This window comes from Fibrobacter sp. UWB4 (genome assembly GCF_002210345.1).
Classification (GTDB): Bacteria; Fibrobacterota; Fibrobacteria; order Fibrobacterales; family Fibrobacteraceae; genus Fibrobacter.
On record NZ_MWQI01000008.1, the window covers coordinates 1 to 26,942 of the forward strand.

The window sequence follows — 26,942 nt, forward strand, 5'->3', positions numbered from 1 at the left end:
TCGAAGTGATGAACTCGCTCGGGCAAGTCGTGACGAAGGGCGCCATCAACAACGCTTCGGATAACGCGGCAACACTTAACCTTTCCGCTCTCGATGCCGGAATTTATATGGTGCGTGTGAACGCAAAAAACATCAATTTTGCAAAGAAGATCGTGCTGAGGTAAAGCTATAGAATGGTGATGCCCGGTCAAGCCGGGCATGACATGTAACGGGTTCGATAAGAACACAACAAAAACGCCCACGGGTTCATTACCCGCGGGCTGTTTTGTTAAGAAGGAGATTCCCGCTCGGAGGCGGGAATGACATTTCTTAAATTACGTGTGAGCGTCAACCCATTCAGCGTTCTTCTTGCAAGCTTCGACAGACTTGTCGAAAGCAGCCTTTTCTTCGGCGCTCATCTTGACTTCGAGAATCTTTTCGACACCGTTTGCACCAACGACAACCGGCACACCGCAGTAGAGGCCGTTCACGCCGTATTCGCCATTGAGCTTGGCAGCGCAAGAGAACACGCTCTTCTTGTCGAGGAGGTAAGCTTCAGCCATGTGGATAGCAGAAGTTGCCGGGCTGTAGAAAGCAGAACCGCGACCGAGGAGGTTCACGATTTCGCCACCTGCACCAGCAGTACGCTTTGCAAGTTCAGCAAACTTTTCCTTGCTCATGAGCTGAGAAACCGGGATACCGCCGACAGAGACGCATTCCATGATGGAGACCATCGTGTCGCCGTGGCCGCCCATAACGAGAGCCTTGACGTCTTCGACGGAAACGCCGAGTTCGTCAGCGACGAAGCAAGCGAGACGAGCGGAGTCGAGCACACCAGCCATACCGATAACCTTGTTAGCCGGGAGGCCAGACTGCTTCTGCATGTTGTAGACCATGGCGTCGAGCGGGTTCGTAATAACGATCACGAATGCATCCGGAGCATTTTCCTTGATGGCTTCGGCAACAGTCTTGATAACGCCGCAGTTCTTGTCCAAAAGGTCGTCACGGCTCATGCCCGGCATGCGCGGGAAACCAGCGGTAACGATAACAACGTCAGCACCCTTAATGGCAGAATAATCGGTAGAACCCTGAAGATCAACGGACGAATTGATGACGGAGCGGCCTTCCATAATGTCGAGAGCCTTACCCTTCGGCATGCCCTGAGTCATCGGGATGTCGATAAGGACGACGTCGCCGAGGTTCTTCTGTGCGAGCACGAGAGCCATTGTACCACCAATTTGACCAGCACCAACGAGTGCAATCTTCTTTCTAGCCATGATTAACCTTCCTTTTAAGGTATTTAAAATTTTACGTACCAAATATAGCAAAAGAAATGTAAAACCGGCAATATGAACCAATGTTACATATTATTTATTTGGCATCCGGGACGTTGAAAATGAACCCAATCCGACCGTCCAGGACTGTTTTTCGGAAGTATCCGTCAATTTTTCGGGAACACCAGTTCTAGCGGGATTTCTCCTCATTACATCCAAGCCAGTAATTATATATAAATTAAATAAAATCACTTTGATGCCAAAGACGTCCGTAACGATTACTTTTCTACTAACTAGTAACTAAAAACAAGTAACTATTTTTCTAAATTTCACCGCACTATGAGTATTGCTATTCCTCAGTTGCCCAAAGGCACACGCGATTTTTACCCGGAAGCCGAGCGCATCCAGAACTACATTTTTGACACATGGCGCAAAGTCGCCGAAAGCTTCGCCTACGAAGAATACGAAGGTCCGATGTTTGAACATCTGGAACTTTACACCGGCAAGTCCGGCGAAGAAATCGTAAGCCAGCTTTATAACTTCAAGGACAAGGGCGACCGCGAAATCGCTCTCCGCCCCGAAATGACGCCGACACTCGCCCGCCTCGTGATCCAGAAGGCCCGCGAACTCAAGAAGCCGTTCAAGTGGTTCTCCATGCCGCGCCTGTTCCGTTACGAAAAGGCTCAGAAGGGTCGCCTCCGCGAATTCTTCCAGCTGAACATGGACATCATCGGCACCGAAAGCATTTACGCCGAAGCAGACTTGCTCGCCTCCATCGCCACAATGTTGCGCAAATTCGGTCTCAAGGACGCGGACTTTGCGATTGGCGTTTCGAGCCGCAAGCTCCTCGCCACCTACCTCGAAGAAATTGGCGCCCCGAACCCGGCCCTCGTTTACCCGGTTCTCGACCGTCGCTTGAAAATCGGCCCGGAAGCTTTTGCCAAGGCTCTTACCGAAGCCGGCCTCACCGAAGCGCAGATCAAACAGCTCGACGACTTCATGAGCTGCAAGTCCATCGAAGAAGTGAAGGCCGCCGTCAAGAGCGAAAACGCAACAGCCGCTCTCGCCGAAATCGAAGACCTCTTTGCAACGCTTGCCGCAGCAGGCTTTAGCGAATGCGTGAACCTCGACCTCTCCATCGTGCGCGGTCTCGCCTACTACACGGGCATCGTGTTCGAAGTATTCGACAAGGGCAAATCCATGCGCGCCATCGCTGGTGGCGGACGTTACGACAGCCTCACCGAAAAGCTCGGTGGCGACCGCATCCCGGGCGTTGGCTTTGGCATGGGCGACGTCGTGCTCGCCGACCTCCTCCGCGAACGTGGACTTTTGCCAAGCCCGAAGCAGCATGTGGATTTCTACATCGCAAGCTTCACGAACGACATGAAGAAGATCTTCGAAACGGCTCAGGTGTTCCGCGCAAACGGCAACGCTGTTTCTCACCCGCTCGCCACAATGAAGATGGGCAAGCAGCTGGAACAGGCCAACTACCAGGGCGCAAGCATCGTCGTATATGTCGATGGTGACAAGGCGGCTGCCGGTCAGTTCGAATACAAGGACCTCCGCGACGGCACCATGCACGTGGGCGACGTCGCCGCGATTGTCGAACGCAGCAAGCAGAACATCGAAACAAAAAAGGCATAAAGGAGATCCCCGGTCAAGCCGGGGATGACATCTCTGCATGACTCCAGTAAAAGTATTACTCAGCATCATTTCTCTGTACCTCGTTCTCGGGCTGATGGCGCTCGCCTACCCTGAAGACGGCATCCATGTTGGCGATACGACGCTCCGCTACCCAAAGCTTTCCCAGGTTTTCGAGAAGGCCGAGACAACAACGGACTCCGCCGGGAACAAGGTCAAGGTCGAACAGGTCGATCCGGAAGACGCCATCCGCCAGATGATGGAAGAGACCAAGGCAAAGCAATTTGCGGCGTTCTCGGACTCGCTCAAGTACTACGAAGACTTCTTTAGAGAAGGCCGTACGCGCTTCGACTTGCCCAACAACGACCCTACGTGGTTTGACCGATTCTTCCAGAATCTCCTGTTGGCAAAGAAGGATTCAAGCGTTGTCCACGTGATCCATTACGGTGACTCGCAGCTCGAAGAAGACCGCATCTCGTCTACGATCCGCGAAGACTTGCAGACTGAATTTGGCGGCAACGGCCCGGGCATGCTCCCCGCCGTGATGCACATTCCGTCGCAATCGACATCGCAGTGGAACAACGGCGACTTGCAGCGATACATCATCTTTGGCCCCAAGGAAGAACACGCGACGCACAACCGCTATGGTCCATTGGCCCAGGTGGGTGAACTCAACGGTTCTGCCGTTATCGGCGTCAAGAAGCGCGAAGGCCGTAAGGACATGTTCCCGCATGTCGGCGGATACTCGACCATCAAGGTTCTCGCAAGCAACAAGGGCAGTCTCAAGCTCCGCCTCACCTATGAACACGAGATTTCAGAACAGGTTGGAACAAACGCCGACGGAACGCCCAAGTTCAAGACAAAGAACAAGAAGGAAACCGCCGAAGCCCCTGCCGTCGAAAAGCTCACTAAGCTGAACGTTTACACGTGGAAGCTCCCGGACACGACTTCGAACATCAAGCTCTACCTGAGCGGCCGCACAGAAATCTATGCCATTTCTGTGGACGGTTCTTACGGTGTTGCGGTGGACAACGTAGCCATGCGCGGTAGCTCGGGCACGGTATTCCACAAGATCGATAGCCAGCTTCTCGCCGAATCGTACAAGGCCATGAATGCAAAACTCATCATCATGGAGTACGGCGGAAACATGGTACCGAGCATGACGCCCAAGACTCTTGACTGGAGCAAAAAGCTCATCACCAGACAAATTCAGGCCATACAGAAAGCAAATCCCGATGCTGACATTTTGTTCATTGGGCCTGCCGACATGGCCAAACAAATTAATGGAAGGTGGCAAACGTACCCGGGTCTTGGCATCACCATCAAGATGCTTCGTGAAGTGGCTCTTGAAAACGGGCTTGCCTACTGGGATATGCACCGCGTGATGGGAGGCGAAAGCTCCATGATCAAGTGGGTCAAAAAATCCCCGCCGCTTGGCTTTACCGACCACGTTCACTTTACGCGTCGCGGTGCCGCATACATGGGCGACCTGTTCTGCTCTTCACTCCATATGTACTACGATTACTTCCAGTTCCGCGAAAGGCACAAGCTGAACGATTCAAAGCTTAAGGACATCCGAAAGTTTTCGGATAAAAAGCAGGCTAGCGCCGACACGACCAAAGTAATCGACTTGAATTCTGATAAGCTAAATCCTTAAATACCGGAGGGGGTGTTAAGTGAAGAAAAAGCTTGCCGTCATTGCTGCCATTCTTGGCATCGTTAGCATGGGATCCATGGTTTCTGCCAAGGACATGGAAATCACCCCGGGCTATTATGACGTTGACTTTACGAAATACGATTTTATCGATACATCCTTGAATACCATCCAGTTTCCGCAAGGGAGCGCGAGTTTCGAGCCGTTCTTCAAGAAGCTCGACACGCTCGTTTTCGAGAACAGGGGCAAGGTGCGCATCCTCCACATTGGCGGTTCGCACTTGCAGGCAGACGTTATCTCGGGCCGTATCCGCGAGCACCTGGTGAAGGAATACCCGGGTGCATCAGCTGGTCGCGGTTTCGTATTCCCGTATTCGGCAGCAAGGACAAACACCCCTGCAAGTTACGCTAGCTATTATAAGGGCATCTGGGACAAGAACAAGAACGTCCAGCACGAAATCACAAAACCGCTCGGACTCCTTGGCATTGCGGTAAGCACCCGCGACCCGCGCGCCGAAATTACGCTCCTTTTGGACAAGTACAACACCGAACCGATTTGGGGCGAAACAAGCTTTAGAGTTTTCGGCTATAGCGACAGCAATGACGTGGAACCAGTGCTCCGCATCGATTCGATGGATGTTTTTGGAACGTTCGACGCCTCAAGCCAGAGCTACGTTTTCACTAGCCCGCGTCCAATTGACACGATCCAGATTGCGTTCCGCTGGGCAGACACGACCAAGCAAGCCGAAGTCGCCGCGTTCATCACGGACTCGCTATTCAAGGATTCTGTAGCCCGCGCAGACTCGCTCGCCCGCGTCGCCGATTCACTCCGCATGGATTCGCTCGGCATCACGCCTCCGGCAAGTTCTTCACAGCAAATGGCACAGGCCGTTGCCGCAGACTCGATGTTCCAGGGCGACTGCGAAGACGTTCTCGACACGAACTGCCTGAACCGCGACGAAGACATGCAAGCCGCACTAGATTCCGTTGCCGCAGATACGGTTCCGCCTCGCCCGCACTTTACGCTCACAGGCATCCTGGCAGAGAACAACGCGCCCGGCATCACGTACACGAATGTCGGAATCAACGGCGCCAAGGTCGCAAACTACTTCGAAGAAATTTGTCCGCTATTTGAAAAGGAAATGTCCTACTACAAGCCGGACCTCGTCATTTTTGCCATCGGCATCAACGATGCAAACGTAGAAGTCTTTAACGACAAGCAATTCCGCGAAGAATACGACAAACTCATCAAGCGCATCCGCAAGGTCAGCCCCAAGACGGCGTTCATTTTCGAGACTAACAACGATTCCTATCGCAAAGTCCGCAAGAAAAAATACGTGCAGCACCCGAACGGCGAAGTCGCTCGCAAAGCTTTCTTTATGCTCGCTGACAAGCACAAGGCTGGCGTCTGGGACAAGTTCTCCATCATGGGCGGGCTTGGCTCCATGGCCAAGTGGGAAAAGGCGGACCTCGCCAAGAAAGACAAGGTCCACTTCAAGACCGCCGGTTACCATCTGCTAGGAGACATGTTCTACAAGGCGTTGATGCAGGCCTACTTCGACCACATTGCAAACCTCCCCGCAGAAGCTCCGGTCGTAGCCCAGGCAAAACCCGTTCAAGCAAAGCCCGCTCCGGCACCAACCACAATTCCTGCCGCATCAAGCGTTGCCCCCAAGACGCAAGCGCCATCGGCCAAGACAGCATCAAGCACAGCTCCGGCCACAGCAACAGCCCCTGCAAACGCAAAGGCCGCAGCCGCCATCCAAGCTAAAGTCGCAGCCCCCGCACCTACAGCAACTTCCGCAAAGACAGCCGCTCCGGCCAAACCAGAAACAACAGCCCAAACGGAAGTTCCCGCAAAACAGCCTGTTGCAAAAACGGTCGCCCCACCGCAAATGCCAAAGATTGCAGCCGCAGCCCATAAAGATGTCCCGATGCCTGAAGTCGTAAAGCAAACAGCACAACCCACACAGCCCAAAATTCAGGTTCCGCTAAAGCCGATTCCACAAGCCGCAGAAAAGCCTACAGCACCAGCACCCAGCACGACGGACTCCAAATAATTTTTCTAATTTACAAGCCCAAAAATCATGCTTGACTATATCATCCCCTACCTGACCCGCACATTTGCGTTTGACCCGAACTCCCCGTTACTCTTCACCCAGTTCTATTTCTGGGGTTTCTTCGCGGTCGTCTTTGCCATCTTCTCGCTAGTCCACAGCAAGCTTTTACTCCGCAACGCGTTCCTGTTCGCGACGAGCTTGTTCTTCTACTACAAGACGAGCGGCAGCTACGTGTGCATCCTCATCTTCTGCGTGATAGCAAACTTCTTCATCGGCAAGTGGATCGAGAAGTCCGAGGTCAAGTGGAAAAAGAAACTTTTGATGATTATCGTCGTGATTATCGACTTGCTGGTGCTCTGCTATTATAAGTACTCCTACTTCTTCCTGGACGCACTTTACGACTTTACCGGCATCGAACTCCACGTGTACAACTTCTTTGCCGCCGCAAGCAACGCGATGTTCAACACGCACTCGCTCGTCGATACGATTATCCTCCCGGTGGGCATTTCGTTCTTCACGTTCCAGGCGATGAGCTATTGCATCGACATTTACCGCGGCAAGATCAAGGCTGTAGACAACATTTTGAACTTCGGCTTTTACCTCTCGTTCTTCCCGCAGCTTGTGGCTGGCCCGATTGTGCGTGCAGACAAGTTTGTACCGCAGCTTTACAAGCCGTATTTCCTCCCCCGCCGCGCCTTCGGCATGGCTGTGTTCTGGATTTTGAACGGACTTGCCAAGAAGATCATCTTGAGCGACTACCTCGCCACGAACTTTGTGGACCGCGTTTTCGATACGCCGCTCCTCTTTACCGGCCTCGAGAACCTGATTGCACTTTTCGCTTATTCGTTACAGGTTTACGCAGACTTCTCGGGTTACACGGATATCGCCATTGGCGTTGCACTTTTGATGGGCTTCCGTCTGCCGCAGAACTTCAACAGCCCGTACAAGGCAAAAAGCCCGACCGAATTCTGGCGTCGTTGGCACATCAGCCTTTCTAGCTGGTGGCGCGATTACTTGTACATCCCCCTTGGCGGCAACAGGAATGCAACCGTCGGCACGTTCTTCTGGATGGGATTCTTGAGCCTTGTGGCCATTCTCCTTTCTGGCAGCATGTGGGTCGGCATCGCACTTGGCGTTTTCTTTGTCTACATCGCAATTTTTGCATACTTCAAGCCGGAATCCCGCAAGACGATTACCACGAACATGAACGCCATGGCAACGCAGATTGTCGGCGGTTGGTGGCATGGCGCAAGCTGGAACTTTATCATCTGGGGCGGTTTGAATGGTTTTGGACAAGTGTTCAACAAGCTCTGGGTGAAGCGCAGCGCAACGGTTCGCGCCTCGATTGCTCTTGGTTTCTTTGCTTTGAGTGCGATCCTCTACAAGCACTACACGATTCCTATATGCGCCATTACCGCCGTATGGTTCGGAGTGCTTTTCGTGGGCATCTACTCGACCATCATTTATCACTTGTTCTGCAAAAAGCAACTGCCGTGGCTCACGACCGCCTGGAATGTGACACTCACGTTTGTGTTCATCACGTTCACGCGCCTCTTCTTCCGTGCAGGTTCGAACCTCGACCCAGCAGAAGCAAACGAAGTTGCATGGAACACGGCTAAGAACATGGTGCACCAGATGGGCACCGCCTGGCGCTGGGACACGATTCTCCCGATTGCATGGGAACACATCAATATCATCCTCGTGTTCATCGCCGGTATGCTTATCCACTGGATCCCGAAGCGCGTGAAGTCCCGTTACCGCATCACGTTTGCATCGCTCCCGATTCCTGGAATGGTTCTGGCGACGGCGTTCATCATCTTCGTGATTTACCAGTTCATGAGCGCAGACAGCTGCCCGTTCATTTACTTCCAATTCTAGCGGCTTCGCCGCAGTAGGCGGTAGGAAGTAGGCAGTAAATTATAGGTTGTCAGGTATGGGGTCGCACAGAAGTGCTCTGAGGTCGCTTCGCTTTAGGCAATGAAGTCGAGGCATGCTTGACTTTGTTAAAAATTAACTTATATTCATTTTTATGAATATAAGATTACGCAAATTATTGGGGAAATTGTTCCTTTCGGGGGCTTCGTTCTTTTGGGCAAGCTGCGATTCTGGTACGTCAGCCGAAAAGCCTTCAGCATTTATCGACATTGACCAAGAACTCGCCAAAATAACACCAACGGACACAACCGGACTCAGAGGGAAATGCATTCCCGAATATCAATATTGCGAAACGACAGATAGCTGGAGTAGCTATTATTCCGCACAAGCTCACGCTGCATCAATCGCCATTGAAAAGCTCAATGAACAGCACAAGGATGATCCAGACTATTGGTACGGCTATAACAGATGTTATAGGGATATCTTAGGACATCTAGGGAATGCGCCTGTATATGGTGTTCCAGAATGTCCCACAGACCTGACACCTTGTGAAACAGACGGATCGACCTACAGCGTTTATAACCAAGTCCGCATCGACGAAGCTTATATCGAAGCTCTGCAACGCAAAGAACAAAACTATTACGAAACCGTTAAAAGCACTCTCGAAGAAATCAACGAAGGCATGGAAAAATGCGGAGTGCAATAACGAATTTTTGACCATTTTTATAGAAATTTGCACATTCAAGGGTTTTCATAAGTTTACAAGAATACTACACAAAGTTTTCTTGTTAATATCTCGTGAAAAAATATCCTAAACATAGTGACAAAAAGTCCAAAATTGAGTATTATTTAGCCCATATATATAGACCCCCTATTTTTATGAAGATTAAAACTATACTCATTGCAGGAGTCCTGCCGATCGCGCTTTTTGCAAAAGACGACGATATGGCCGGAAAAATCGTTCCTCGCCTCGTTGACTCTAAAAGTACTGAATTAAACCAGACTATCGATGGAATCAACGACTTTGCATCCGAAGCCGAAGCTCAGACTGTCGGAAAATTCGTCATCAACGAAAGCAATTTTACCCATAAAAAGACAAAGTCTCGCAAGGCTAAGGCCGCGCCGAAAGTCGAAAAAATCGAAATAATCGCCAAGCAAGACCTGATTAACGATTCCGTCACAGCAAATCTCGGTACCGAAGATGGCATTAACAGCGACAGCCTCGATACCGAAGAAGCCGTCCGCGAATACGCCGAAGCCGATGCCGACATCAAGGCTACGACAGACTCCGCCTCTACAGGCGCTCCGGCCAAGCTGTTCGTCCTCGACATGACGACGTCCATCATCCCGACGGAAAGCCGCCGCATTGCAGGTCATTACGGTCCGCGCAAGCACCGCATGCATCGCGGTGTTGACCTCGGCCTCTGCCACGGCGAAAACCGCACGATCGTCGCCGCATTTGCAGGCAAAGTCGTCAAGGTCCGCAACCAGGGCCGCCGCAAGGGTTACGGTCGCTACGTGATTCTCGATCACGGCAATGGTCTCACCACACTTTACGCCCACCTCGAACGCTGGAAGGTCAAGGTCGGCGATGAACTCCAGGCCGGCGATACCATCGGCATCGGAGGCAATTCAGGCCGTTCTTTCGGTGCACACCTGCACTTTGAAATGCGCTACAACGGCATCTACATCAATCCCGAAACCGTTTACGACTTTGCCGAAGGCACGTTCAGGGATATTTCCGTCACGCTCGACACAGACAAACTCCAAGAAGCTGAAGCCGCCTACCAGAAAGAAATCGGCAAGAGCAAGTTTTACAAGGTCCGCCGCGGCGATTGCCTTGGCAAGATTGCCCACAAGTATGGCACATCTGTCGAACGCATCAAGCGCCTGAACAACCTCAAGTCAGACAACATCCGCCCAGGACAAGTGCTACGCTGCTCGTAAAGCAGTAGACGGTAGGAAATTAATTTTAAGAGAATGGCCGCGCGGAAAAGCGCGGCTTTTTCAATTACATACAGCAAACCGCAGCGCGGGCATCTCCTTTTTATAACAAAAGTGCAACTCTCTAGTAACTAACGACTAATAACTAAAGACTAATGACCAACAAAAAACATTACTCTTTAGCAATCTTGTCGTACGCTTGAATCAGTTCGCGGTCCATATCACGGCGATGCGCCGGAGACGCAAACTTGTTGAGCACCTGGCTCTTGTAAATCGTCCAGTTGCGCGAGAAGGCGATATGCATCACGGCCGCAATCAAGAGGCCCGGCAGCAAGCTGTAGCTGCCCGTCATTTCGCAGACCATCACGACACCCGCAATCGGGGCCTTCGCAGCACCCGCAAAGAACGACGCCATCCCGACGAGAATAAACATCTCGGGCATGCGGATAACTCCCGGGAACGCAAGTTCGCATATTCCAGCAAACATAGCGCCAATAACCCCACCAATAAATAGCGATGGTCCAAAGACACCCCCGGAACCGCCCGAACCGACCGTGAGCGCGGTCGCCACGATTTTCGCAAGCACGATACCGAGCAAGAGCATCACGCCCCACAGCGAATGCGGCACAAGCCCAGCCATCAGGTTATCGATAAATTCAAAACCGCCCCCCGAAACTTCCGGATACGCAAATACCAAAAGCGAAATGAACGCGCCACCCACAGCAGGCTTGAGCCACGCAGGAATCGTCCACTTGTTAAAGCGACGCTCGGACTCGTAATAAAGTCGCACATACAAGTATGAAAACGGGAAACATAGAATTCCAAGCAACGCACACGCAAAAAGCTCCACCGCATTCGTAAACGGAAAATCCATCGTGCAGCCAATTACTGGCGCCGAGCCGACAAATGCGATATAGACCGTAAACGCCACCACCGACGAGATAATCGAAGTCGCAAAGGCGTTAGACTCAAAGTCTTCGCGGTAAAGCATCTCGACCGACGTGAGCGCCCCCGCAAGCGGAGCCTTGAAAATGGCGCCAAGCCCTGCCGCCGTGCCCGCCAGCATAAACTGCCCGCGCATCATCCTCGGCATCTTGAAGAACTTGCAAATCGTTGATGCGATGCCAGATCCGATTTGCGAAATTGGCCCCTCGTAACCCGCCGAGCCGCCCGTCGCAAGCGTCACGATGCTCGCAATGAACTTCACCGGCGCCACGCGCGCCCGCACATTCCCGCCCTGGTGATGGAACGAATAAATCATCTTGTCGGTGCCCTGCCCCGCCGTCTCCGGCGCACGTGCCACCTTATAAATGAAAAGCCCGACAACAAGCCCGCCAATCGCAGGCACCGCGGCAAAAGCATACCACGGCAAAATTCCAAGCGTCCATGGCTTGCGCACCCATTCAATTGCCGTGCCAAGCCCAAAATGGAACGCAACCGCGACAAGACCCGTCACGCAACCGATTACCGCAGCAAGCCCAAGCTTCGGCAAGTAACCGTTCACCACGAGAAGTTTCGCAATCGTTCTATGGATTCGCTTCACGCGCCGCAAGATAGAAATTTTAAAAGAGCGCGACAAGGTTCGCCAAATTCCAGCACCATGCGAGAATAAAGCATTCACTTGAAAAAAAATCTTTTTTTCACAAAAAAAGCCCATTTTCGGTTGACAAGACTTTTAATATTTGTATATTTGGCTCGTAATCTTGAGGTTGTAGAAAATGTTAAGCAAAAAGAATCTTATTCTTATCGGTATTGGCATTTTGCTACTCGTCATTGGCTTTATCTGTCTTGCGACAGGTCCGGCCGATAATCCAGTAAGCCTCTCGGTTGCACCCATTATCTTGACGATTGCTTACGTTGTGATTATTCCTCTCGGAATTCTCTTCAGCGGCAAGGATGAAAACAAGTAAAAATTTGGACGATTAGCTCAGCTGGTTCAGAGCGTCTGCCTTACAAGCAGAATGTCAGCGGTTCGAATCCGTTATCGTCCACTACCGAAGAATCGGAAACGATTTTGGGGTGGTAGCTCAATTTTGGTTAGAGCACCGGCCTGTCACGCCGGAGGTTGCGAGTTCAAGCCTCGTCTATCCCGCGATAAAGCACTTCTCTTTGAGAAGTGCTTTTCGTTTGTTGAGCATCGCGAAACAAACGAAAAACCCCTTCCTACTTCAAACTTCCTACTGTCTACTAATTAAATCTGGAATCCTATCGCAGCGTTGACATCAATGACAAGGCCCTTATCCATTTCAAAATAGGCCCCTTTGCGCTCTGCATCAAAATCACTGACCCATACATAGCCCAAGCCAACATCGACCGTCACCGCAAAGCGCCCAAGAAAACCGGCTCCCCCATTCAATATTTTCTTCACGCCGCCATTAAACATAAGGCCAAAGAGCCAACCATCAAAACGCCCGTCATTTTTCGAAGCGACATGCAGATGGTTTAGCAGAAGTCCCGCCTGAAAATACCGCCAGCGCCTTCCTCCAACGCCATACAAGCGAAAACTTTCTTGCAAGCCAATGTCGTAAATCTTGTACCCGCCATCGTCATCTGTGCGGTCCACACGTACATAATGGGGCATCGAGACAAGAGATATTTTCTCGATCAACTTCCATTCAAAAGTCAAGTTGAATATCGGATAATCCGTAAAGCCATTGGGAACATTAATACCGCCCCAAAAATGCGAATACGGCACAATAAAATTAAACGGATGTATATACAGGGTGAACGTTGAATCAACAATCTCTGTAGAATCATCGTCCTTTACAACAACTTCCTGTTTTTCTTCTTCTTTCGAACTGGGTTCCGGTTGCGCCTTAGCCGCTTTTGCAAAAGAAAAAACAGACAAAGCAATCAGTAAAAGGACGACTTTTTTCATACCTTCAAAATTTAGTTTATTTTTCGTCTTTCATTATTCAACCACCTTGAAACATGAACTCCATTCCACCCAATTGAATTATGCTTAAAACCTCGCGCATATGAAACTCCATAATGACTCCCATTAAACGAGAGCTGAACCGCGACTGCAAAATTCGGGAATCTATAGGAGGTGCCTATTTCTACAAATTTCCACCGGAAATTGGCCCCCACATACAGATATCGAAAATCACATTCAGCAAAGGCAACAATCGCCTCGTCCGAGATCCAGTGTACGCCAAGAATAGACGTAACCCCCTCGTCCATAAAGCCACTCACCATGCCAGCCACATAAATCTTGCGCCAGTTGAAAAGAGCCGCCCACTTGAACCGGTGCCGTGTCCAAAAATCGCCACCAGGAATCCACTCCATATCGAGTCCATAGCCCATGCCTAGCGCCAAATGCGGCCACGTTCTCGCATAAGCCGCTTCTGAATATAACTTGCGATAAAGCGAATCCATCGACTCATAAGCAACAAAGGCGCCCATGCGGTACGCATCGTTTCCAAATTCAAGCGAGAGGTTCCAGGACGATTCCTCAACGCCATCCAACCAGTAATAAGAAACTCCATACGAAGGATCTGCATACCGCGCAGGAGAAGAGCTGAATCCGCCCAGACCGACAGGAGAAAGTCCGCCAGCCAAAAGCGTTGCAAACGACGCGCGTCCATCCATTGCACAAGCCATGCTAGGCATAATACATGACAAAATAACAAAAAAAATCCAAATGCATTCTATACAAATGCACTTGCATCTACGGGCGAACAAGAATCCCGACCACATTCTCGAAATCCCCCACAGACAAAGAAACAAAACCAGCACCTATTCCAAGATATTCTTGAGCCGGAACCTTCACCCATTCATTGGCCATTGCAGGCACAACCGATTTCCACACGCGACGCCCTGCAGAATCCAGAAGCGAAAGAACAACATCTTGTTCGGATTCCACTCGAACTCGAAGCGGAGAGCCTTTCTTGGAGACCACGCGAGAAGATAGTTTGTATTCAACAGGCGTTTTTGCCGCATCTCGATTAAATGCATCTTGATTCACACCTCCAGCCCGCGACACATTCCGCGCACTTTTAGGCAAAAATCCGGGCGTAAATTCACGACGCCCCGAGAGCGGATTAAACCCAGAAGGGCATGCCACCGTGCTCTTGTTCCAGGAAACGCTATCAATGTTCCGATCGCGAAAACAAAGCCGGAGCGCGCCCTCGTTATTGTTCAAGAATCCAAGCGAAACCTGAACCATCCGGATCTCAGGAATTTCAAGAGCGGCCCGCAGCGACGTTGTATCCTTGCTCACAAGCACCGCCTGGAACGGCCGAATCGAATCACCCACACCCCCTAACGCGGATCCGCGATCGCAAAAGCGGAACGCATCAAGCGGGAGCGGATGCATTCCCGCATTATAGAGTTCCACCCATTCCGGCATCGGTTCCTCTGGGCAGTGATGGACCTCCGTCACGCGCAACACCGAGACGCCGTTCACAAGCACCCTGGACTCCAATAACGTGTCCGAAGCACTCGCCTCCCCTGAAGACGCTGTAGCCGCATCGACAAATTCCCACCGGTCAGTCAATCCAACGCGCTGAATGACTTTCCCAGGCTTTGGATGCGGAACGGTCACGGAATCCACGCACGTTCCCGCCCAGACCTTCCAGACGGTCTCACGGGAATTCGGCAGCGAAATTTTTCCGAGCGAACCACATGCAACACTCGCTTGCGGCGCTTCCTGAGACAGGACCAAAGGCGCCTCTTGGGGTTCGCTCCGAACAGGGCATTGCACCGAGTCGTGCACAAGCACAAAGCGTTCCGCTTTTGGCCACGCAAACGAGAGGCTTTCCTTAGATTCAAATTGCACAAAAAGCGATTCCGCCCAGAAATCGTCCATACGGATCTCGACGTACTCGCCCTCCCGGTCAGATACATCTTTCGGATCTGGATAGAATTCAACAAAGCGCGGACACGAAAATGCCCACGAAAAAAGCGCCAGGCCCACAGCCGGCACAACAACATATTTTTTCACGACACCCTCCCCGGGCGCGCCCCTCCAAGCGTAAAAAACGCTAGCGAGAATCAGTCGACTTCATAGTCGTTAGGGAGAATATAAGGAAGAGGGTTCACCGGGTTGCCATTTTTCCAGACCTCATAATGAAGGTGCGGACCAACAGATCGACCCGTGTTGCCCATATAGCCAAGAATCTGATAACGATGTACAAACTGCCCCGGAGTCACGGCTGACATCTGCATGTGCCCATAACGGGTCTTGAAGCCGTTGCCATGGTTCAGGACTACAAAATTCCCAAAAGAGGAACTCAGCTGGGAAATTTCAACAACGCCATCCGCCGGAGCATAAATCGGAGTCCAACGGTCATTGGCAATGTCAATCCCCTGGTGCATCTTGCCCACTTCGCCCGTCACAGGATGGATACGCGGTCCAAAAGCAGATGCATAGCGACCTGTCGTCGGAGAAATAGAGGGGATGTAACGCAAAACGGAACGGCTCTGGTCAATGTACTTGGTCAAAGCGCCAAAAGACTTTTCATTATTCTGGATTTTACCAAAAATACGCCAAACGTCTTCGTGCATCTTGGCGGTACGCTCAAAAACAGGAGAACTCTTGCGCAATAACTGCACTTCAGGTTCAATATGTCCACCAGTCGACAAATTACGGGAAGCGTCATCCGGCAGCGGAAGTCCAAGCTTTGCATGGAGCATCTTTTCAGCCGAGAAAAAATCCTTCGACGTACTGGAGATATAGTCAACCGTGCTCTGGATCTGCGAAAGTTCCTTATTCAACTTCTGACGGCTTGCAAAAGCATGCCTCAATACGCCATCATAAACGGAAGTCGAGAGCACTTGCACAAGGAAAAGGACAAAGCCAATGACAACGACAATTCGCAAGAAAAGCGATCCACGAAGAACAAACGAAGGCACTTTCACGGTCAATGCCCGTGACGACTTCTGAAAGTGTATGGATGCCTTAACGAAATTCATCAAAGGATAATGTAAATAAATGGCACAGAAATTTCAAAGGATTTATCCCTATTTTTTTATTACAAGCCATATATAGAAATTTGTATGATTCTTGTAATAAACAAACAGCCATTTAACGCGCTTCAAGCCATCAACAACAAAAGTTTACACGAAATTTGAAGACGCGCCATCATCCCTAAATCGGGTTGTCCAGATCGACAAATTTCGACGGAATGCCCAGTTCAGTCTGGATTTTTTCCGCAAGAGCACATACGCCAAAAATTTCCGAACGGTGGTGCCCGCACGAAACCAAGTTCACTCCGTTTTCCTGGCAGAATATAGGAACGCTTTCCTTAATGCTTCCCGTGACAAAAGCGTCACAGTTCATCTCCACGGCTTCTCGAATGCCTTCCTCGCCGCAGCTGCCACTGCATATGGCCACACGCCTAATTTGTTCTGGACCGAAAAAGAACTTGTTCTGTACGCCATGTTCAAAAGACGTGTCCAGGCAGTCCAAAAATTCTTCCCTCGTCGCAGGAGTATTCCATTCGGCAATGACACCGATAGCCCTCGTGCCTTCGTACATAAATTCATGAACCGGCTTTAGCCCTAGAATTTTCGCGATCATGGCGTTGTTGCCGATTTCTCGATGGCCATCCAGCGGCAAATGGAAACCGAACACGGAAATACCGTTGCACATAAGCTTGCGGAGGCGTTCCCCAAACTTCCCAACCGGGATTTGAGACTCTCCCTTCCAGAATCCATTGGGATGGTGAACGATGATGCAATCCGCCTTTTCTTCTATAGCGGCATCAATCAGCTGGTCGCGCAGGCTCACGCCCGTCACAATCCTGGTCACTTTGTCGTTCGCTTCAACACATAGACCATTCACACAAAAATCATTAAAAGACTTTGGATCGAGCAAATCGTCAAGCCAAGCGGTCATAAAAGGCAAATCCATAAAATCTCCTTGTTGATTTAGCCTCCATCCAACTCGTCTTTATAGAAACTATTAGCAGTTATAAAAAATATAGATATATAATAATTATTTACAACCAGAAAAAGCGTTTTAGGGTACAAAAAAGCCTTTTAGAGTTTTTTCTCGTTGCCACATTCTATGCATTTAAATAAATTTACGCATAGAAAGAAAATAGAAGATTTATTATAGGAGCCCCAATGGCACATTATCTTTTTACCTCTGAATCCGTTTCTAAAGGCCACCCGGATAAGGTTGCCGACCAGATTTCCGACTCCATCCTCGACGCTTGCCTCGCCCAAGACCCGAAAAGCCGTGTCGCTTGCGAAACTCTCGTGAACACAGGCCTCGTCGTTATCTCTGGTGAAATTACCACCAAGGCTGTTGTTGACTTCCAGGAAGTGGCACGCAACACCATCAAGAACATTGGCTACGTGAACCCGGACCTCCAGTTCGACTACAAGGGCTGCGCCGTGCTCGTCGCCATGGACAAGCAGTCTCCGGATATCGCCCAGGGCGTTGACGCCAAGGCTGCCGAAGGCAAGGAAGACGACAAGCAGGGTGCTGGCGACCAGGGCATGATGTTCGGTTACGCCGTGAAGGAAACTAAGGAACTCATGCCGCTCCCGATCAGCCTCGCCCACAAGCTCATGGAAGAAATCCAGAACCTCCGCGAAAAGGGCAAGATCAAGTGGCTCCGCCCGGATGCCAAGTCCCAGGTCACCGTCGAATACGACGAAAACGACAAGCCGGTTCGCGTTGACACTGTCGTTATCTCCACCCAGCACGACGAAAAGGTGAACGGCAAGGAACTCAAGCATTCCGTGATCGAAAAGGAAATCATCGAAAAGCTCATCAAGAAGGTCATCCCGGCCAAGCTCTTGGACAAGAAGACCCGTTACCTCGTGAACCCGACCGGCAAGTTCGTTGTCGGTGGCCCGCACGGCGACTGCGGCCTCACAGGCCGTAAGATCATCGTCGATACCTACGGCGGCATGGGCCGTCATGGCGGTGGAGCATTCAGCGGCAAGGACCCGTCCAAGGTTGACCGCAGCGCAGCTTATGCAGCCCGCTATGTGGCAAAGAACATCGTGGCTGCCGGCCTCGCCTACCGTTGCGAAGTGCAGCTCGCCTACGCTATCGGCTACTCCAAGCCGGTCTCCGTGCTCGTGAACACGTTTGGCACAGGCAAGATTGACGACCGCAAGATCGAAGCTATTGTCGCACAGAACTTCGACCTCTCTCCGGCCGGCATCGAAAAGATGCTCGACCTCCGCAAGCCGGGCTACGTCGCTACCGCCGCCCTCGGTCACTTTGGCCGTACCGGCGCTCGCTTCACGTGGGAAAAGACCGACAAGGCAGAAGCTCTGAAGAAGGCTGCTGAAGCGGTATAGAGACCGCTCGGCTCTATAGCAAAAAGAACCGACGTCTTCGCCTCGCTCTCGTCTCCACGACTCGTTAAATAAACCTAAGCCGAATACAGCAGAAACAAGTTTACTTGTTTCTATTGTTGAGGCGCTGGTTTATGCAATCATTGCAATACGAGTCGTTTGAGACTCACAGAAGACCGCCCGGCTCTATAGCCGCACCAAGATCGCGACAAAAAGCATTTAGCAAAAAATGACGGATGAAGATCCGTCATTTTTTAGTTTGTTTCAAATACAAAAAAAAAGACTGCCGTTAAGCAGTCTTCTTTTGTTGTCTAGATCCTTCGACTTCGAGGCTTGCGCCTCTTCGCTCAGGATGACACAAGCTACGAAACAAGCATCATCGAGAATACCATGACGAACAGTGCGACCGTTTCGCCGACACCGAGCACCATGAGGTAGTTCACGAGGCCCTTGCCCGTTTCGCCAAGAGCGTTGCAAGCGTCAGCAGCGGACTTACCCACGTACCAAGCGCTAGCCATCATGCCGATGCCACCGAAGATGCCTACGCCAAGGTAAGCAGCCCAGTTGCCAGGATTTGCCTGCGACTTGTTCAAGATATACATCATCAGGAGCATGCCGTAAATCGTCTGCGCAATCGGCGCACCCACGAAGATGAGCAGCGTAAAGAGCGCGTTCTTACCCTTGAGATACGCCTTCTTCCAGGCACCGATGGCCGCCATGCCGGCAGTCCCGCAGCCCAGCGCAGAACCCACTGCAGCAAGGCCAAGAGCCGCCACCGCACCGAGCTTTGCGAGCGTTAAAAGTTGTGATTGATCCATAAGTGCAACCTCTTTCGATTAAAGCACCATCATGGAGAACACGAGCACGAACAAAGCGACAGTTTCGACGATACCGAGAACCATCAAGTAGTTCACCATGCCCTTGCCGGTTTCACCGAGAGCATCGCAAGCCACAGCAGCAGACTTGCCCTGGTACCAAGCAGAAGCCATCATGCCGAGGCCACCGAAGATACCTGCACCGAGGCAGCCGCCCCAGTTCGTAAAGCCCTGTTCAGCAGCCTTGCTCAAGATGAAGTTCATGAGCAACATGCCGTAAATCGTCTGGGAAATCGGAGCACCGACGAACACGAGAAGCGTGAAGAGAGCGGACTTACCCTGAGCGTAAGCCTTCTTCCACATCGTAATAGCAGACATACCAGCCGTTCCGCAACCAAGGGCAGAGCCCATAGCCGCAATGCCAAGCGCAGCTGCAGCACCCATTTTAGCGAGAGTCACCATTGTATTCGGTTCCATTATATTATCCTCATTAAGTAGCGGGATTTAACCCTTGGTTTAATTTTTTTGCTTGGCGAAGGGGCTGAACGCAAATCCGCTCCATTCAAGACCAAGTCCATTTGAAAATTCGAGTGTGTTAAGACGTACGGCATGCACTGCAACACCCATCACGGCAAGTGCAATGTTCAAACCATGAACGCCCAAAAGAACTAGAGCAGCACCAGCAACGCCAACAGCAGAGCCAAACAGCGGCGAGAGCATTCCATTGAACGCTTCGGCGATGGCGGCACCAGACATACCCACTGCAAAAAGACGGATATAGCTGATGACGTCGGTGAAGCTATTCACGATGTCAAGCACGAGCATCGGGATGCTGATGAAGTCCTGTTTGAGGCGGCTTGGCGGCACCGTAAAGAGCACGAGAAGCACGACTTCCACGATAAACATCGGGATGACGAACTTCGGCATGTCGATTCCAAGCACCATGTTGCATGCAAGGAAGAACATGACCCAAGCGCCCATGAGCCAACCCACCTGCGCCATGAACGTCGAAGACTTGCGTTTGAGACGCACAACGACATTCCACGCATGAGCAATGCTCAAGTGCACAACGGCAATGCAGAAGCAGAACAACTGAATATGCTGCATCTGGGATGCCCCAGCGGCATTCGGCACAAAGCTAGCCGGCAAGAACGTAAACGTTTCGCAGAACTGCTTGTATGCTTCAAAGCGCGTCGGATCCGTCGGAGCAGAGCTGCGAATCCAATAGAGCACGTTGCGCACACCTTCCGGTAAAAAGTTATAGTTAGCGATATCGAGGTAGTAGCTCCACCCTGCAAGTTCCGGAGTAAGTCCAAGGAAGTTCGCATTGATGGCGCCCCAAATGATAGTCGCCCAGCTCATCAAATACACAAAGTGGAATCCGGCACTACTTGCCTTCGGCATTTTCGAGCGAGCAAACATCGCAAGACCGAGGAACAACAGGCCGTAAGCCATATCGCCCACAATCATCGCAAAGAAAATGCTAAAGAAGCAGAGGAACACAGAGCTCACGTCAACTTCGTTGTAGCCCGGCGAGATGCCAATGATGTCATAGAGGCACTGCATCGGGCGTGAAAGCTTGTTGTAGCCGAGAAGCGTCGGGACGCTATCTTCGTCCGTCGGATCTTCAACGCGGATGCCCCAGCCGTTTGCCTTCGCTGCCGCACTGATTTCAGCAACGCGCGGTTCCGGGCAAAATCCCTGGAGGGCTGCAAGGCCCTTGTTCTGGAGCATGCTTGCAGAAGCTTCCACGAGATTGTAACGGTCCGTCACTTCCAAGAGGCGGTCTTCGAGATCGTCCTTCACGGAGGCAAGCTGGGCAAAGCGTTCGTCCACAGCAGAAATCGTCGTGTTTGATTCCTCTTCGATCATTCGATATTCTTCGAGCGACTTGAGAGGCATGGCGAGTTCCGTAAACGCACCCTTCACAGATGCAGGAGCATCGCCCTTTGTGAACACGGCAATGTACGTGCCATTTTCATCCTTGCCAAAGACATGCTTGTAAGCGTTATCGCCTTCGACTTCAAAAGGTTCCTTTGAAAGGTCCACAAGATAAAGGCGAACAAAGATGCCCTTTGCGGCGAGTTCCTTGACCGTACGCGGATCGAGATTTCCAAAAGCGTGGAGCTTTTCAAGTTCTTCCTTGGCCTGCTCCAGCTGGATTTCGGCATTTTTCTTGTCCGTAATGAGAGTCTGGATCTCTTCGACAAGCGTTACACCGCTTGCACCTTTTTCGGCAGGTGTCACACCCTTGCGAAGCTTATCCGGAACGACTTCCATCGCCTTCTGCACTCGGGCCACAGCACCCTTTGCACCGTTCACAGATGCACCAGCGGCGTTCTGGAGCGGAGTCAAATGGATAATTTCCATTTCGCGCAGAGCCTTAAGAGTTTCTTCCTTATGGCTTGCAAGCGTAAGAATGGTCACCTTCTTCATAGGAGTAATCATGCGGCAACCTCCTTACTCTGGGCGTCAAGTGCAAGCGCCTTAGCCGTAGCCTTGCCCTTTGCAAGCTTACTACGGGCCACACCGCTTGTCTGCTGGTCACCCAAGAAGATATTGATTTTGCGGATGTTATCCTTAGACTCGGGAATTTTCACCTTTTCGAACAGGTTCACACGCTGGCTCGTAGTACGCAGTTCCTTCGAAAGGAGTTCGTACTGCTTTTCGAGCACACGGCGTTCCAGGCGCAAGGAAATCAAACCTTGCAAGCTGCGGATACCATCGTCGAGCCACACCGGAGTCGTAAAGAAGTCCGGAATGTTCACGTTGAATTCCACACCGCTAAACGTCGGAATTTTCACGCCGGCAATGTTACCCTCGCCCTGTTCGACACTCTTCACCGAGAGATAGTTTTTCCACTCAATGGGATCGGCAAAAAGCGAAATCCACGAAGCCATACTCTTGCGGAGCTTATCCTCTTCTTCGCGTTTCGCCATCACCTTCTCCTGGAGCGTACGCATTTCCATCTGCAACTGCTGCTTTTTCAAAAGCAACGTCGGCAGATAGCGCTGGAAGCGCTTCAGTGCGTCACGTTCCGCCTTGAGGGCGTTTTTAGTTAACTTGACCTTAGCCATAATTACCACTTCTTCGGCCAGTACTGATTGATCATCTTGGTGGGGATACCGGTTTCTTCAGGAGTGAAGCAATCGGCGAGGATTTCCCATCCGAGATCCAAAGCCTTTTCAAGAGGGATGTTCACAGAAAGGTCCATCATTTCCTTTTCGAAGCGTACGCCGTACTTCAACAGCTTCTGGTCCCAGTTGCTCATGTTGAAGCCCATGGATTGCTTTTCCAAGGTTTCCTTGTAGCTTGCGTACAGCTGAATCATGGTGTTCATGATGGTACGGTGGTCGCTACGGGTCTTGCCGTTCACCTGCTGCTTCAAGCGGCTCAAAGAACCGAACGGTTCGATACGGCCCTTGCGCAAGTAGAACTGACCTTCGGTAATGTAACCCGTGTTGTCCGGAACCGGGTGCGTCACGTCGTCGCCCGGCATGGTGGTCACAGCCAAAATCGTGATAGAACCAGCATCGCTAAAGTCCACAGCCTTTTCGTAGCGGCTTGCGAGCTGAGAGTAAAGGTCGCCTGGATAACCACGGTTCGACGGAATCTGTTCCATCGTAATAGCGATTTCCTTCATGGCGTCGGCAAAGTTCGTCATGTCCGTGAGGAGCACGAGCACGTTCTTGCCTTCGGTTGCAAACTTTTCAGCAACAGCGAGGGATGCATCCGGAACGAGCAAGCATTCCACAATCGGGTCAGATGCGGTATGCATGAACATCACCGTGCGGGAAAGAGCACCATTCTTTTCGAGGTAATCCTTGAGGTAGAGGTAGTCATCGTGCTTGAGGCCCATGCCGCCGAGGATAATCACGTCAACTTCGGCCTGCAAGGCGATACGTGCCAAAAGTTCGTTATACGGTTCACCAGCAATCGAGAAAATCGGGAGCTTCTGCGAAACGACAAGCGTGTTGAACACGTCAATCATCGGGATACCCGTACGCACCATCGTCTTCGGGATGATACGCTTAGCAGGGTTCACAGAGGGGCCGCCAATCGTGATGCGTTCGCCATCGACTTCCGGGCCGTTGTCACGCGGCTTGCCAGCACCGTTAAACACGCGGCCAAGCAAAGCATCGCTGTACGGGACCTTCATCGGTTCACCGAGGAATCGCACTTCGGAGTCCGTAGAAATACCACGAGCACCTGCAAAGACCTGCAAGTCCACGAGGTCACCGTCAATGCGGATCACACGGGCAAGAGAAGTACCGAAAGAGCTCGTTACCTGAGCCAGTTCCTGGTTTGCAACGCCTTCGGCTCTCAAAGTAATCACAGAACCGGCAATGCGTTCAATACGATGGTAAGCAACATTATGCATTAGCAGAAACCTCCTTTACGGAAGCAAAAATACTGGATTCGAGATCCTTGAATTCCTGAGAGTCAAATGCCACGCGGTTCCAGTCCTTGGTTGCCTGCGTGAGCTTGAGGAAGAACGTACGGGCGACATCCTTTTCGGTAAACGTCATCGGCGTCATGAGGATGGTGTAAATCTTGTCGAACACGTACTTCTGGCGTTCTGCAGAGCAAGCGGCGTCGATTTCGTTATAGGCGTCCTGCTGCAGATAAACGGCATCAAGATATTCAGATTTCAGATAAACAATGAAGTCTTCGATCGAAGTACCTTCTTCGCCCACAACCTTCATCATGTTGTTCACGTCCACGCCATTAGCGAGGATAGAACGGGCCTGAGCGACCTTCTTGGAATCGATGATACCTTCGTACTTGGACCAGGAATCCAACGGATGGATTGCCGGGAAGCGGCGCTGGTCAGAACGTTCACGGGAAAGCCCGAGGAATGCGCCCACCACCTTGAGGGTTGCCTGGGTCACCGGTTCTTCGAAGTTACCACCTGCCGGAGACACGGAACCGCAAATCGTCACGGAACCGGTCGAACCGTCCTTGAGGCGGACAACGCCACCGCGTTCGTAGAAGGATGCAATCACCGATTCGAGGTAAGCCGGGAATGCTTCTTCGCCCGGAATTTCTTCCAAACGGCCACTCATTTCACGGAGAGCCTGAGCCCAACGGGAAGTGGAGTCAGCGAGGAGGAGCACGTTGAGGCCCATCTGGCGATAGTATTCAGCGAGCGTCACGCCGGTATAAACGGAAGCTTCACGAGCAGCCACCGGCATCGAAGACGTGTTACAAATGATAAGCGTACGTTCCATCAAGGACTTGCCCGTACGCGGGTCAATCAATTCCGGGAATTCGCGAAGGGTTTCCACCACTTCACCTGCACGTTCACCGCAAGCGGCCAAAATCACGATGTCCACGTCGGCATAACGGCTCATGAGCTGCTGGAGCACGGTCTTACCGGCACCGAATGGACCCGGCGTACAGAACGTACCGCCCTGCATCACAGGGAAGAACGTATCGATAATGCGCTGCTGCATGGTAAGCGGCTTGGAGGGGCGCAAGCGTTCTTCATAAGCCTTGATAGGCATCTTCACCGGCCAGGTCTGCACCATCGTCACGTCAACAGATTCGCCGTGATCGTTCTTGAGCTTTGCGACAACATCTTCGACAACGCGGTCACCGGCAGTCGTGATGTAATCCACAGTCCACTTGCCGAGGAGCTTGAACGGCACCATGATGCGGTGCGAGAAAACACCTTCCGGAACCGTACCGAGCGTATCACCAGCGACAACAACATCGCCAGCCTTAGCGACCGGAGTAAAAGCCCACTTCTTGTCACGCGGGAGAGCCTTCAGGTACTTACCGCGCTGGAGGAAGAAGCCGCATTCGTCAGCGAGCTTCGGCAGCGGGTTCTGAAGACCATCAAAAACTTGAGTAAGGAGACCCGGACCAAGTTCAACAGAAAGAAGTTCACCCGTAAATTCGACTTCGTCGCCAGCCTTGAGGCCAGTCGTATCTTCGAACACCTGGAGTTCAGCGTAATCACCACGGATACGAATCACTTCGCTCTTAAGGGGGATGATTTCTGTCTTACCTGCTTCGTTCTTCGAAATGAGCTTTGCATAAGCCACTTCGTTCTGGGAAACGGCGCTTTCAAACTTGACACGAATCAGGTTTCCGTTCACGCCGGTTATTTTTCCGATACTAGCCATTGAAAATGGACCTCCACTCATTCCTGCCTGTATGCAGGATCGTTTTCATTAATAATATTGATGACGGCCTTGTCGCCTGCGATATCGTTCAAGCGAGCCCAACGCTCGCAGATTCTAAGCTTAATCGCATAGGCGTAGACGTGCTTGATGGTCCCCTCGCCTACACCGGCAAGGCTATCCACAAGCCAAAAACGGGCGCGGTCGATATCCTGTTCCTTTTCAAGCGGATTTGACTTCATGAACGCGTCCTGGATCATCTTCGCAAAGGTGACGTCATAACCAGAGAATGAACGTTCCGCAAAACGCACTTCAGGGCCCCACGCCTGGGCGCGGAGCCTTCCTGAAACATTTCTCATCTGGGTTTCGCGGGACTGGTATTCCCTAACAAATTCATCATCGCTCTCTTCGCCCGCTAAGAGGGCGTCGAGCGCTTCGAGTTCTGGGGCATCCAGCACACCTTCGCAACGGCCACGGAACTCGGCCATGCTAAGGGGCGGAACGTCGCCCAGTTCTAGCATCGGAAGCGATGCCATCAAATATGCTGGACTGCTCATTGGACCGCCTTATTTGCCCTGGGCGGCCTTGTTTACAATCTTTGCAAGTTGCGGTCTGAGCAAGGCAGAAAGAGATTCCGCCATTGCCTGTTCTGTAAATTCGTGGCTGACCTTGCCGCCATCGAGCTTCACGCGGAAGCCAAACTTGACGCCCTTGTCGCTTTCGACCTTGACGCCAGCCTTGAGCTGCTTTGCAAACTCGCCCATCACGAAGCTCGTGAGGGCCTTGGCATCGGCTTCGGAGAAGTTGATTTCGATGTCGGAGGTATAGCTCTTTGCAACTGTGAGGAGCATGTTCTTCACGGTCGATTCATCGAGAGACTTGTCAATCTGGAGGCTGAGAAGATCAAGAATCATCTTTTCGAGGTTCTTGCCCACCGAGAGGAGCAAATCGCGAGCAGACTGTTCCAATGTGCGTTCGCTGCGTTCTGTAAATGCTTGAGCTTCCTTGTCGGCGTTTTCGAGTTTTGCTTTGGCTTCGTCTTCGGCTGCCCTGACAATTTCGGCCGCCTTGTCCTTTGCCTTAGAAATAATATCTGCTGCTGCGAGTTCTGCCTTTTCGACAGCATCCTTCTGGATGCGTTCCATAAGGGCTTGCAAATCTTCTGCCATTTAAATCTCCAAATTGAACCAAAACACCCCTTGGTAGGGCATTTTTATTAAACACAGAAAAGAATATACTAGGAAAATTTGGAAAAAGACAAGAAAATCGACAAAAATTTGCGAAAATATTGTTTACTTACACAAATGGAGG

The 26,942-nt window shown here is 51.4% G+C and carries 24 protein-coding genes and 2 tRNA genes; 11 read left to right on the plus strand and 15 right to left on the minus strand.

Going from position 1 to position 26,942, the window contains the following annotated elements; genetic code table 11:
• Positions 1-8: 8 nt before the first annotated feature.
• Positions 9-164 (plus strand): T9SS type A sorting domain-containing protein, encoded by a 156-nt coding sequence (locus B7990_RS11455; RefSeq protein WP_254917519.1) that lies wholly within the window; start codon positions 9-11, stop codon positions 162-164.
• A 150-nt stretch (positions 165-314) separates the two neighbouring features.
• Here the strand turns inward: B7990_RS11455 and mdh are convergent, their stop codons facing one another.
• Positions 315-1,256 (minus strand): malate dehydrogenase, encoded by a 942-nt coding sequence (gene mdh, locus B7990_RS11460; RefSeq protein ID WP_014547218.1) that lies wholly within the window; start codon positions 1,254-1,256, stop codon positions 315-317.
• A gap of 336 nt (positions 1,257-1,592) precedes the next feature.
• Here mdh and hisS point away from each other — a divergent pair, with 336 nt between their 5' ends.
• The 6 genes from hisS (at position 1,593) to B7990_RS11490 (ending at position 10,429) form a co-directional block, all read left to right on the plus strand.
• The gene (gene hisS, locus B7990_RS11465) at positions 1,593-2,897 is read left to right on the plus strand and encodes a histidine--tRNA ligase (protein WP_088641083.1); all 1,305 of its coding nucleotides are present in this window, start codon (positions 1,593-1,595) and stop codon (positions 2,895-2,897) included.
• 37 nt (positions 2,898-2,934) lie between these two features.
• Positions 2,935-4,551, plus strand: a complete 1,617-nt coding sequence (locus tag B7990_RS11470; RefSeq protein WP_088641084.1) for a hypothetical protein — start codon at positions 2,935-2,937, stop codon at positions 4,549-4,551.
• Positions 4,552-4,570: 19 nt separating this feature from the next.
• Positions 4,571-6,607: a GDSL-type esterase/lipase family protein gene (locus B7990_RS11475; RefSeq protein WP_088641085.1), complete on the plus strand. Its 2,037-nt coding sequence runs from the start codon at positions 4,571-4,573 to the stop codon at positions 6,605-6,607.
• A gap of 27 nt (positions 6,608-6,634) precedes the next feature.
• Positions 6,635-8,485, plus strand: a complete 1,851-nt coding sequence (locus B7990_RS11480) for an MBOAT family protein (RefSeq protein WP_088641086.1) — start codon at positions 6,635-6,637, stop codon at positions 8,483-8,485.
• A 151-nt stretch (positions 8,486-8,636) separates the two neighbouring features.
• Complete coding sequence (locus B7990_RS11485) at positions 8,637-9,188, plus strand: hypothetical protein (RefSeq protein WP_088641087.1); 552 nt, start codon at positions 8,637-8,639, stop codon at positions 9,186-9,188.
• Between the two features lie 173 nt (positions 9,189-9,361).
• Positions 9,362-10,429 carry a peptidoglycan DD-metalloendopeptidase family protein gene (locus B7990_RS11490; protein ID WP_088641088.1) on the plus strand — a complete coding sequence of 356 codons (1,068 nt, stop codon included), beginning with the start codon at positions 9,362-9,364 and terminating at the stop codon, positions 10,427-10,429.
• 169 nt (positions 10,430-10,598) lie between these two features.
• Here B7990_RS11490 and B7990_RS11495 read toward each other — a convergent pair whose 3' ends face one another.
• Positions 10,599-11,969, minus strand: coding sequence for a chloride channel protein (locus B7990_RS11495; protein WP_088641210.1), 1,371 nt, complete (start codon positions 11,967-11,969; stop codon positions 10,599-10,601).
• A gap of 175 nt (positions 11,970-12,144) precedes the next feature.
• Between B7990_RS11495 and B7990_RS11500 the strand changes: the two genes are divergently transcribed.
• The 3 genes from B7990_RS11500 (at position 12,145) to B7990_RS11510 (ending at position 12,518) form a co-directional block, all read left to right on the plus strand.
• Entirely contained in the window at positions 12,145-12,336 is a 192-nt protein-coding gene (locus B7990_RS11500; protein ID WP_088641089.1) for a hypothetical protein, read from the plus strand.
• Positions 12,337-12,342: 6 nt separating this feature from the next.
• Positions 12,343-12,417, plus strand: a tRNA-Val gene (locus B7990_RS11505).
• Between the two features lie 25 nt (positions 12,418-12,442).
• Positions 12,443-12,518 (plus strand) — tRNA-Asp (locus B7990_RS11510).
• Positions 12,519-12,617: 99 nt separating this feature from the next.
• Here the strand turns inward: B7990_RS11510 and B7990_RS11515 are convergent.
• The 5 genes from B7990_RS11515 to B7990_RS11535 all read right to left on the minus strand — a co-directional run bounded on the left by B7990_RS11515 (position 12,618) and on the right by B7990_RS11535 (position 17,282).
• The gene (locus B7990_RS11515; RefSeq protein WP_088641090.1) at positions 12,618-13,304 is read right to left on the minus strand and encodes a hypothetical protein; all 687 of its coding nucleotides are present in this window, start codon (positions 13,302-13,304) and stop codon (positions 12,618-12,620) included.
• An 11-nt stretch (positions 13,305-13,315) separates the two neighbouring features.
• Positions 13,316-14,017, minus strand: coding sequence for a hypothetical protein (locus B7990_RS11520; protein ID WP_254917507.1), 702 nt, complete (start codon positions 14,015-14,017; stop codon positions 13,316-13,318).
• Positions 14,018-14,096: 79 nt separating this feature from the next.
• Positions 14,097-15,371: a hypothetical protein gene (locus B7990_RS11525; RefSeq protein WP_088641092.1), complete on the minus strand. Its 1,275-nt coding sequence runs from the start codon at positions 15,369-15,371 to the stop codon at positions 14,097-14,099.
• Between the two features lie 50 nt (positions 15,372-15,421).
• Positions 15,422-16,342, minus strand: coding sequence for a M23 family metallopeptidase (locus B7990_RS11530; RefSeq protein WP_088641093.1), 921 nt, complete (start codon positions 16,340-16,342; stop codon positions 15,422-15,424).
• A gap of 175 nt (positions 16,343-16,517) precedes the next feature.
• Positions 16,518-17,282 (minus strand): Nif3-like dinuclear metal center hexameric protein, encoded by a 765-nt coding sequence (locus B7990_RS11535; protein WP_088641094.1) that lies wholly within the window; start codon positions 17,280-17,282, stop codon positions 16,518-16,520.
• Between the two features lie 215 nt (positions 17,283-17,497).
• On the opposite strand from B7990_RS11535, the gene metK reads away from it, so the two are divergent.
• Positions 17,498-18,691 (plus strand): methionine adenosyltransferase, encoded by a 1,194-nt coding sequence (gene metK, locus B7990_RS11540; RefSeq protein ID WP_088641095.1) that lies wholly within the window; start codon positions 17,498-17,500, stop codon positions 18,689-18,691.
• Positions 18,692-19,050: 359 nt separating this feature from the next.
• On the opposite strand, the gene B7990_RS11545 is transcribed toward metK, so the two are convergent.
• From B7990_RS11545 to B7990_RS11580, 8 genes are read right to left on the minus strand one after another with little or no spacing between them, the layout of a single operon-like run.
• Entirely contained in the window at positions 19,051-19,506 is a 456-nt protein-coding gene (locus tag B7990_RS11545) for a V-type ATP synthase subunit K (RefSeq protein ID WP_088641096.1), read from the minus strand.
• A gap of 18 nt (positions 19,507-19,524) precedes the next feature.
• Positions 19,525-19,980 carry an ATP synthase subunit K gene (locus tag B7990_RS11550; RefSeq protein WP_015732433.1) on the minus strand — a complete coding sequence of 152 codons (456 nt, stop codon included), beginning with the start codon at positions 19,978-19,980 and terminating at the stop codon, positions 19,525-19,527.
• Positions 19,981-20,019: 39 nt separating this feature from the next.
• Positions 20,020-21,951 carry a V-type ATP synthase subunit I gene (locus tag B7990_RS11555; RefSeq protein WP_088641097.1) on the minus strand — a complete coding sequence of 644 codons (1,932 nt, stop codon included), beginning with the start codon at positions 21,949-21,951 and terminating at the stop codon, positions 20,020-20,022.
• Positions 21,948-22,580: a V-type ATP synthase subunit D gene (locus B7990_RS11560; protein ID WP_014544951.1), complete on the minus strand. Its 633-nt coding sequence runs from the start codon at positions 22,578-22,580 to the stop codon at positions 21,948-21,950. The genes B7990_RS11555 and B7990_RS11560 overlap by 4 nt, the downstream gene beginning before the upstream one ends.
• A gap of 2 nt (positions 22,581-22,582) precedes the next feature.
• Positions 22,583-23,884 (minus strand): V-type ATP synthase subunit B, encoded by a 1,302-nt coding sequence (locus B7990_RS11565; RefSeq protein WP_073424070.1) that lies wholly within the window; start codon positions 23,882-23,884, stop codon positions 22,583-22,585.
• Positions 23,877-25,634 carry a V-type ATP synthase subunit A gene (locus B7990_RS11570; RefSeq protein WP_088641211.1) on the minus strand — a complete coding sequence of 586 codons (1,758 nt, stop codon included), beginning with the start codon at positions 25,632-25,634 and terminating at the stop codon, positions 23,877-23,879. Before B7990_RS11570 ends, B7990_RS11565 begins: the two co-directional genes overlap by 8 nt.
• A gap of 17 nt (positions 25,635-25,651) precedes the next feature.
• Positions 25,652-26,188: a hypothetical protein gene (locus B7990_RS11575; protein ID WP_014544948.1), complete on the minus strand. Its 537-nt coding sequence runs from the start codon at positions 26,186-26,188 to the stop codon at positions 25,652-25,654.
• A gap of 9 nt (positions 26,189-26,197) precedes the next feature.
• Positions 26,198-26,800, minus strand: a complete 603-nt coding sequence (locus B7990_RS11580; protein ID WP_014544947.1) for an ATPase — start codon at positions 26,798-26,800, stop codon at positions 26,198-26,200.
• Between the last annotated feature and the right edge of the window lie 142 nt (positions 26,801-26,942).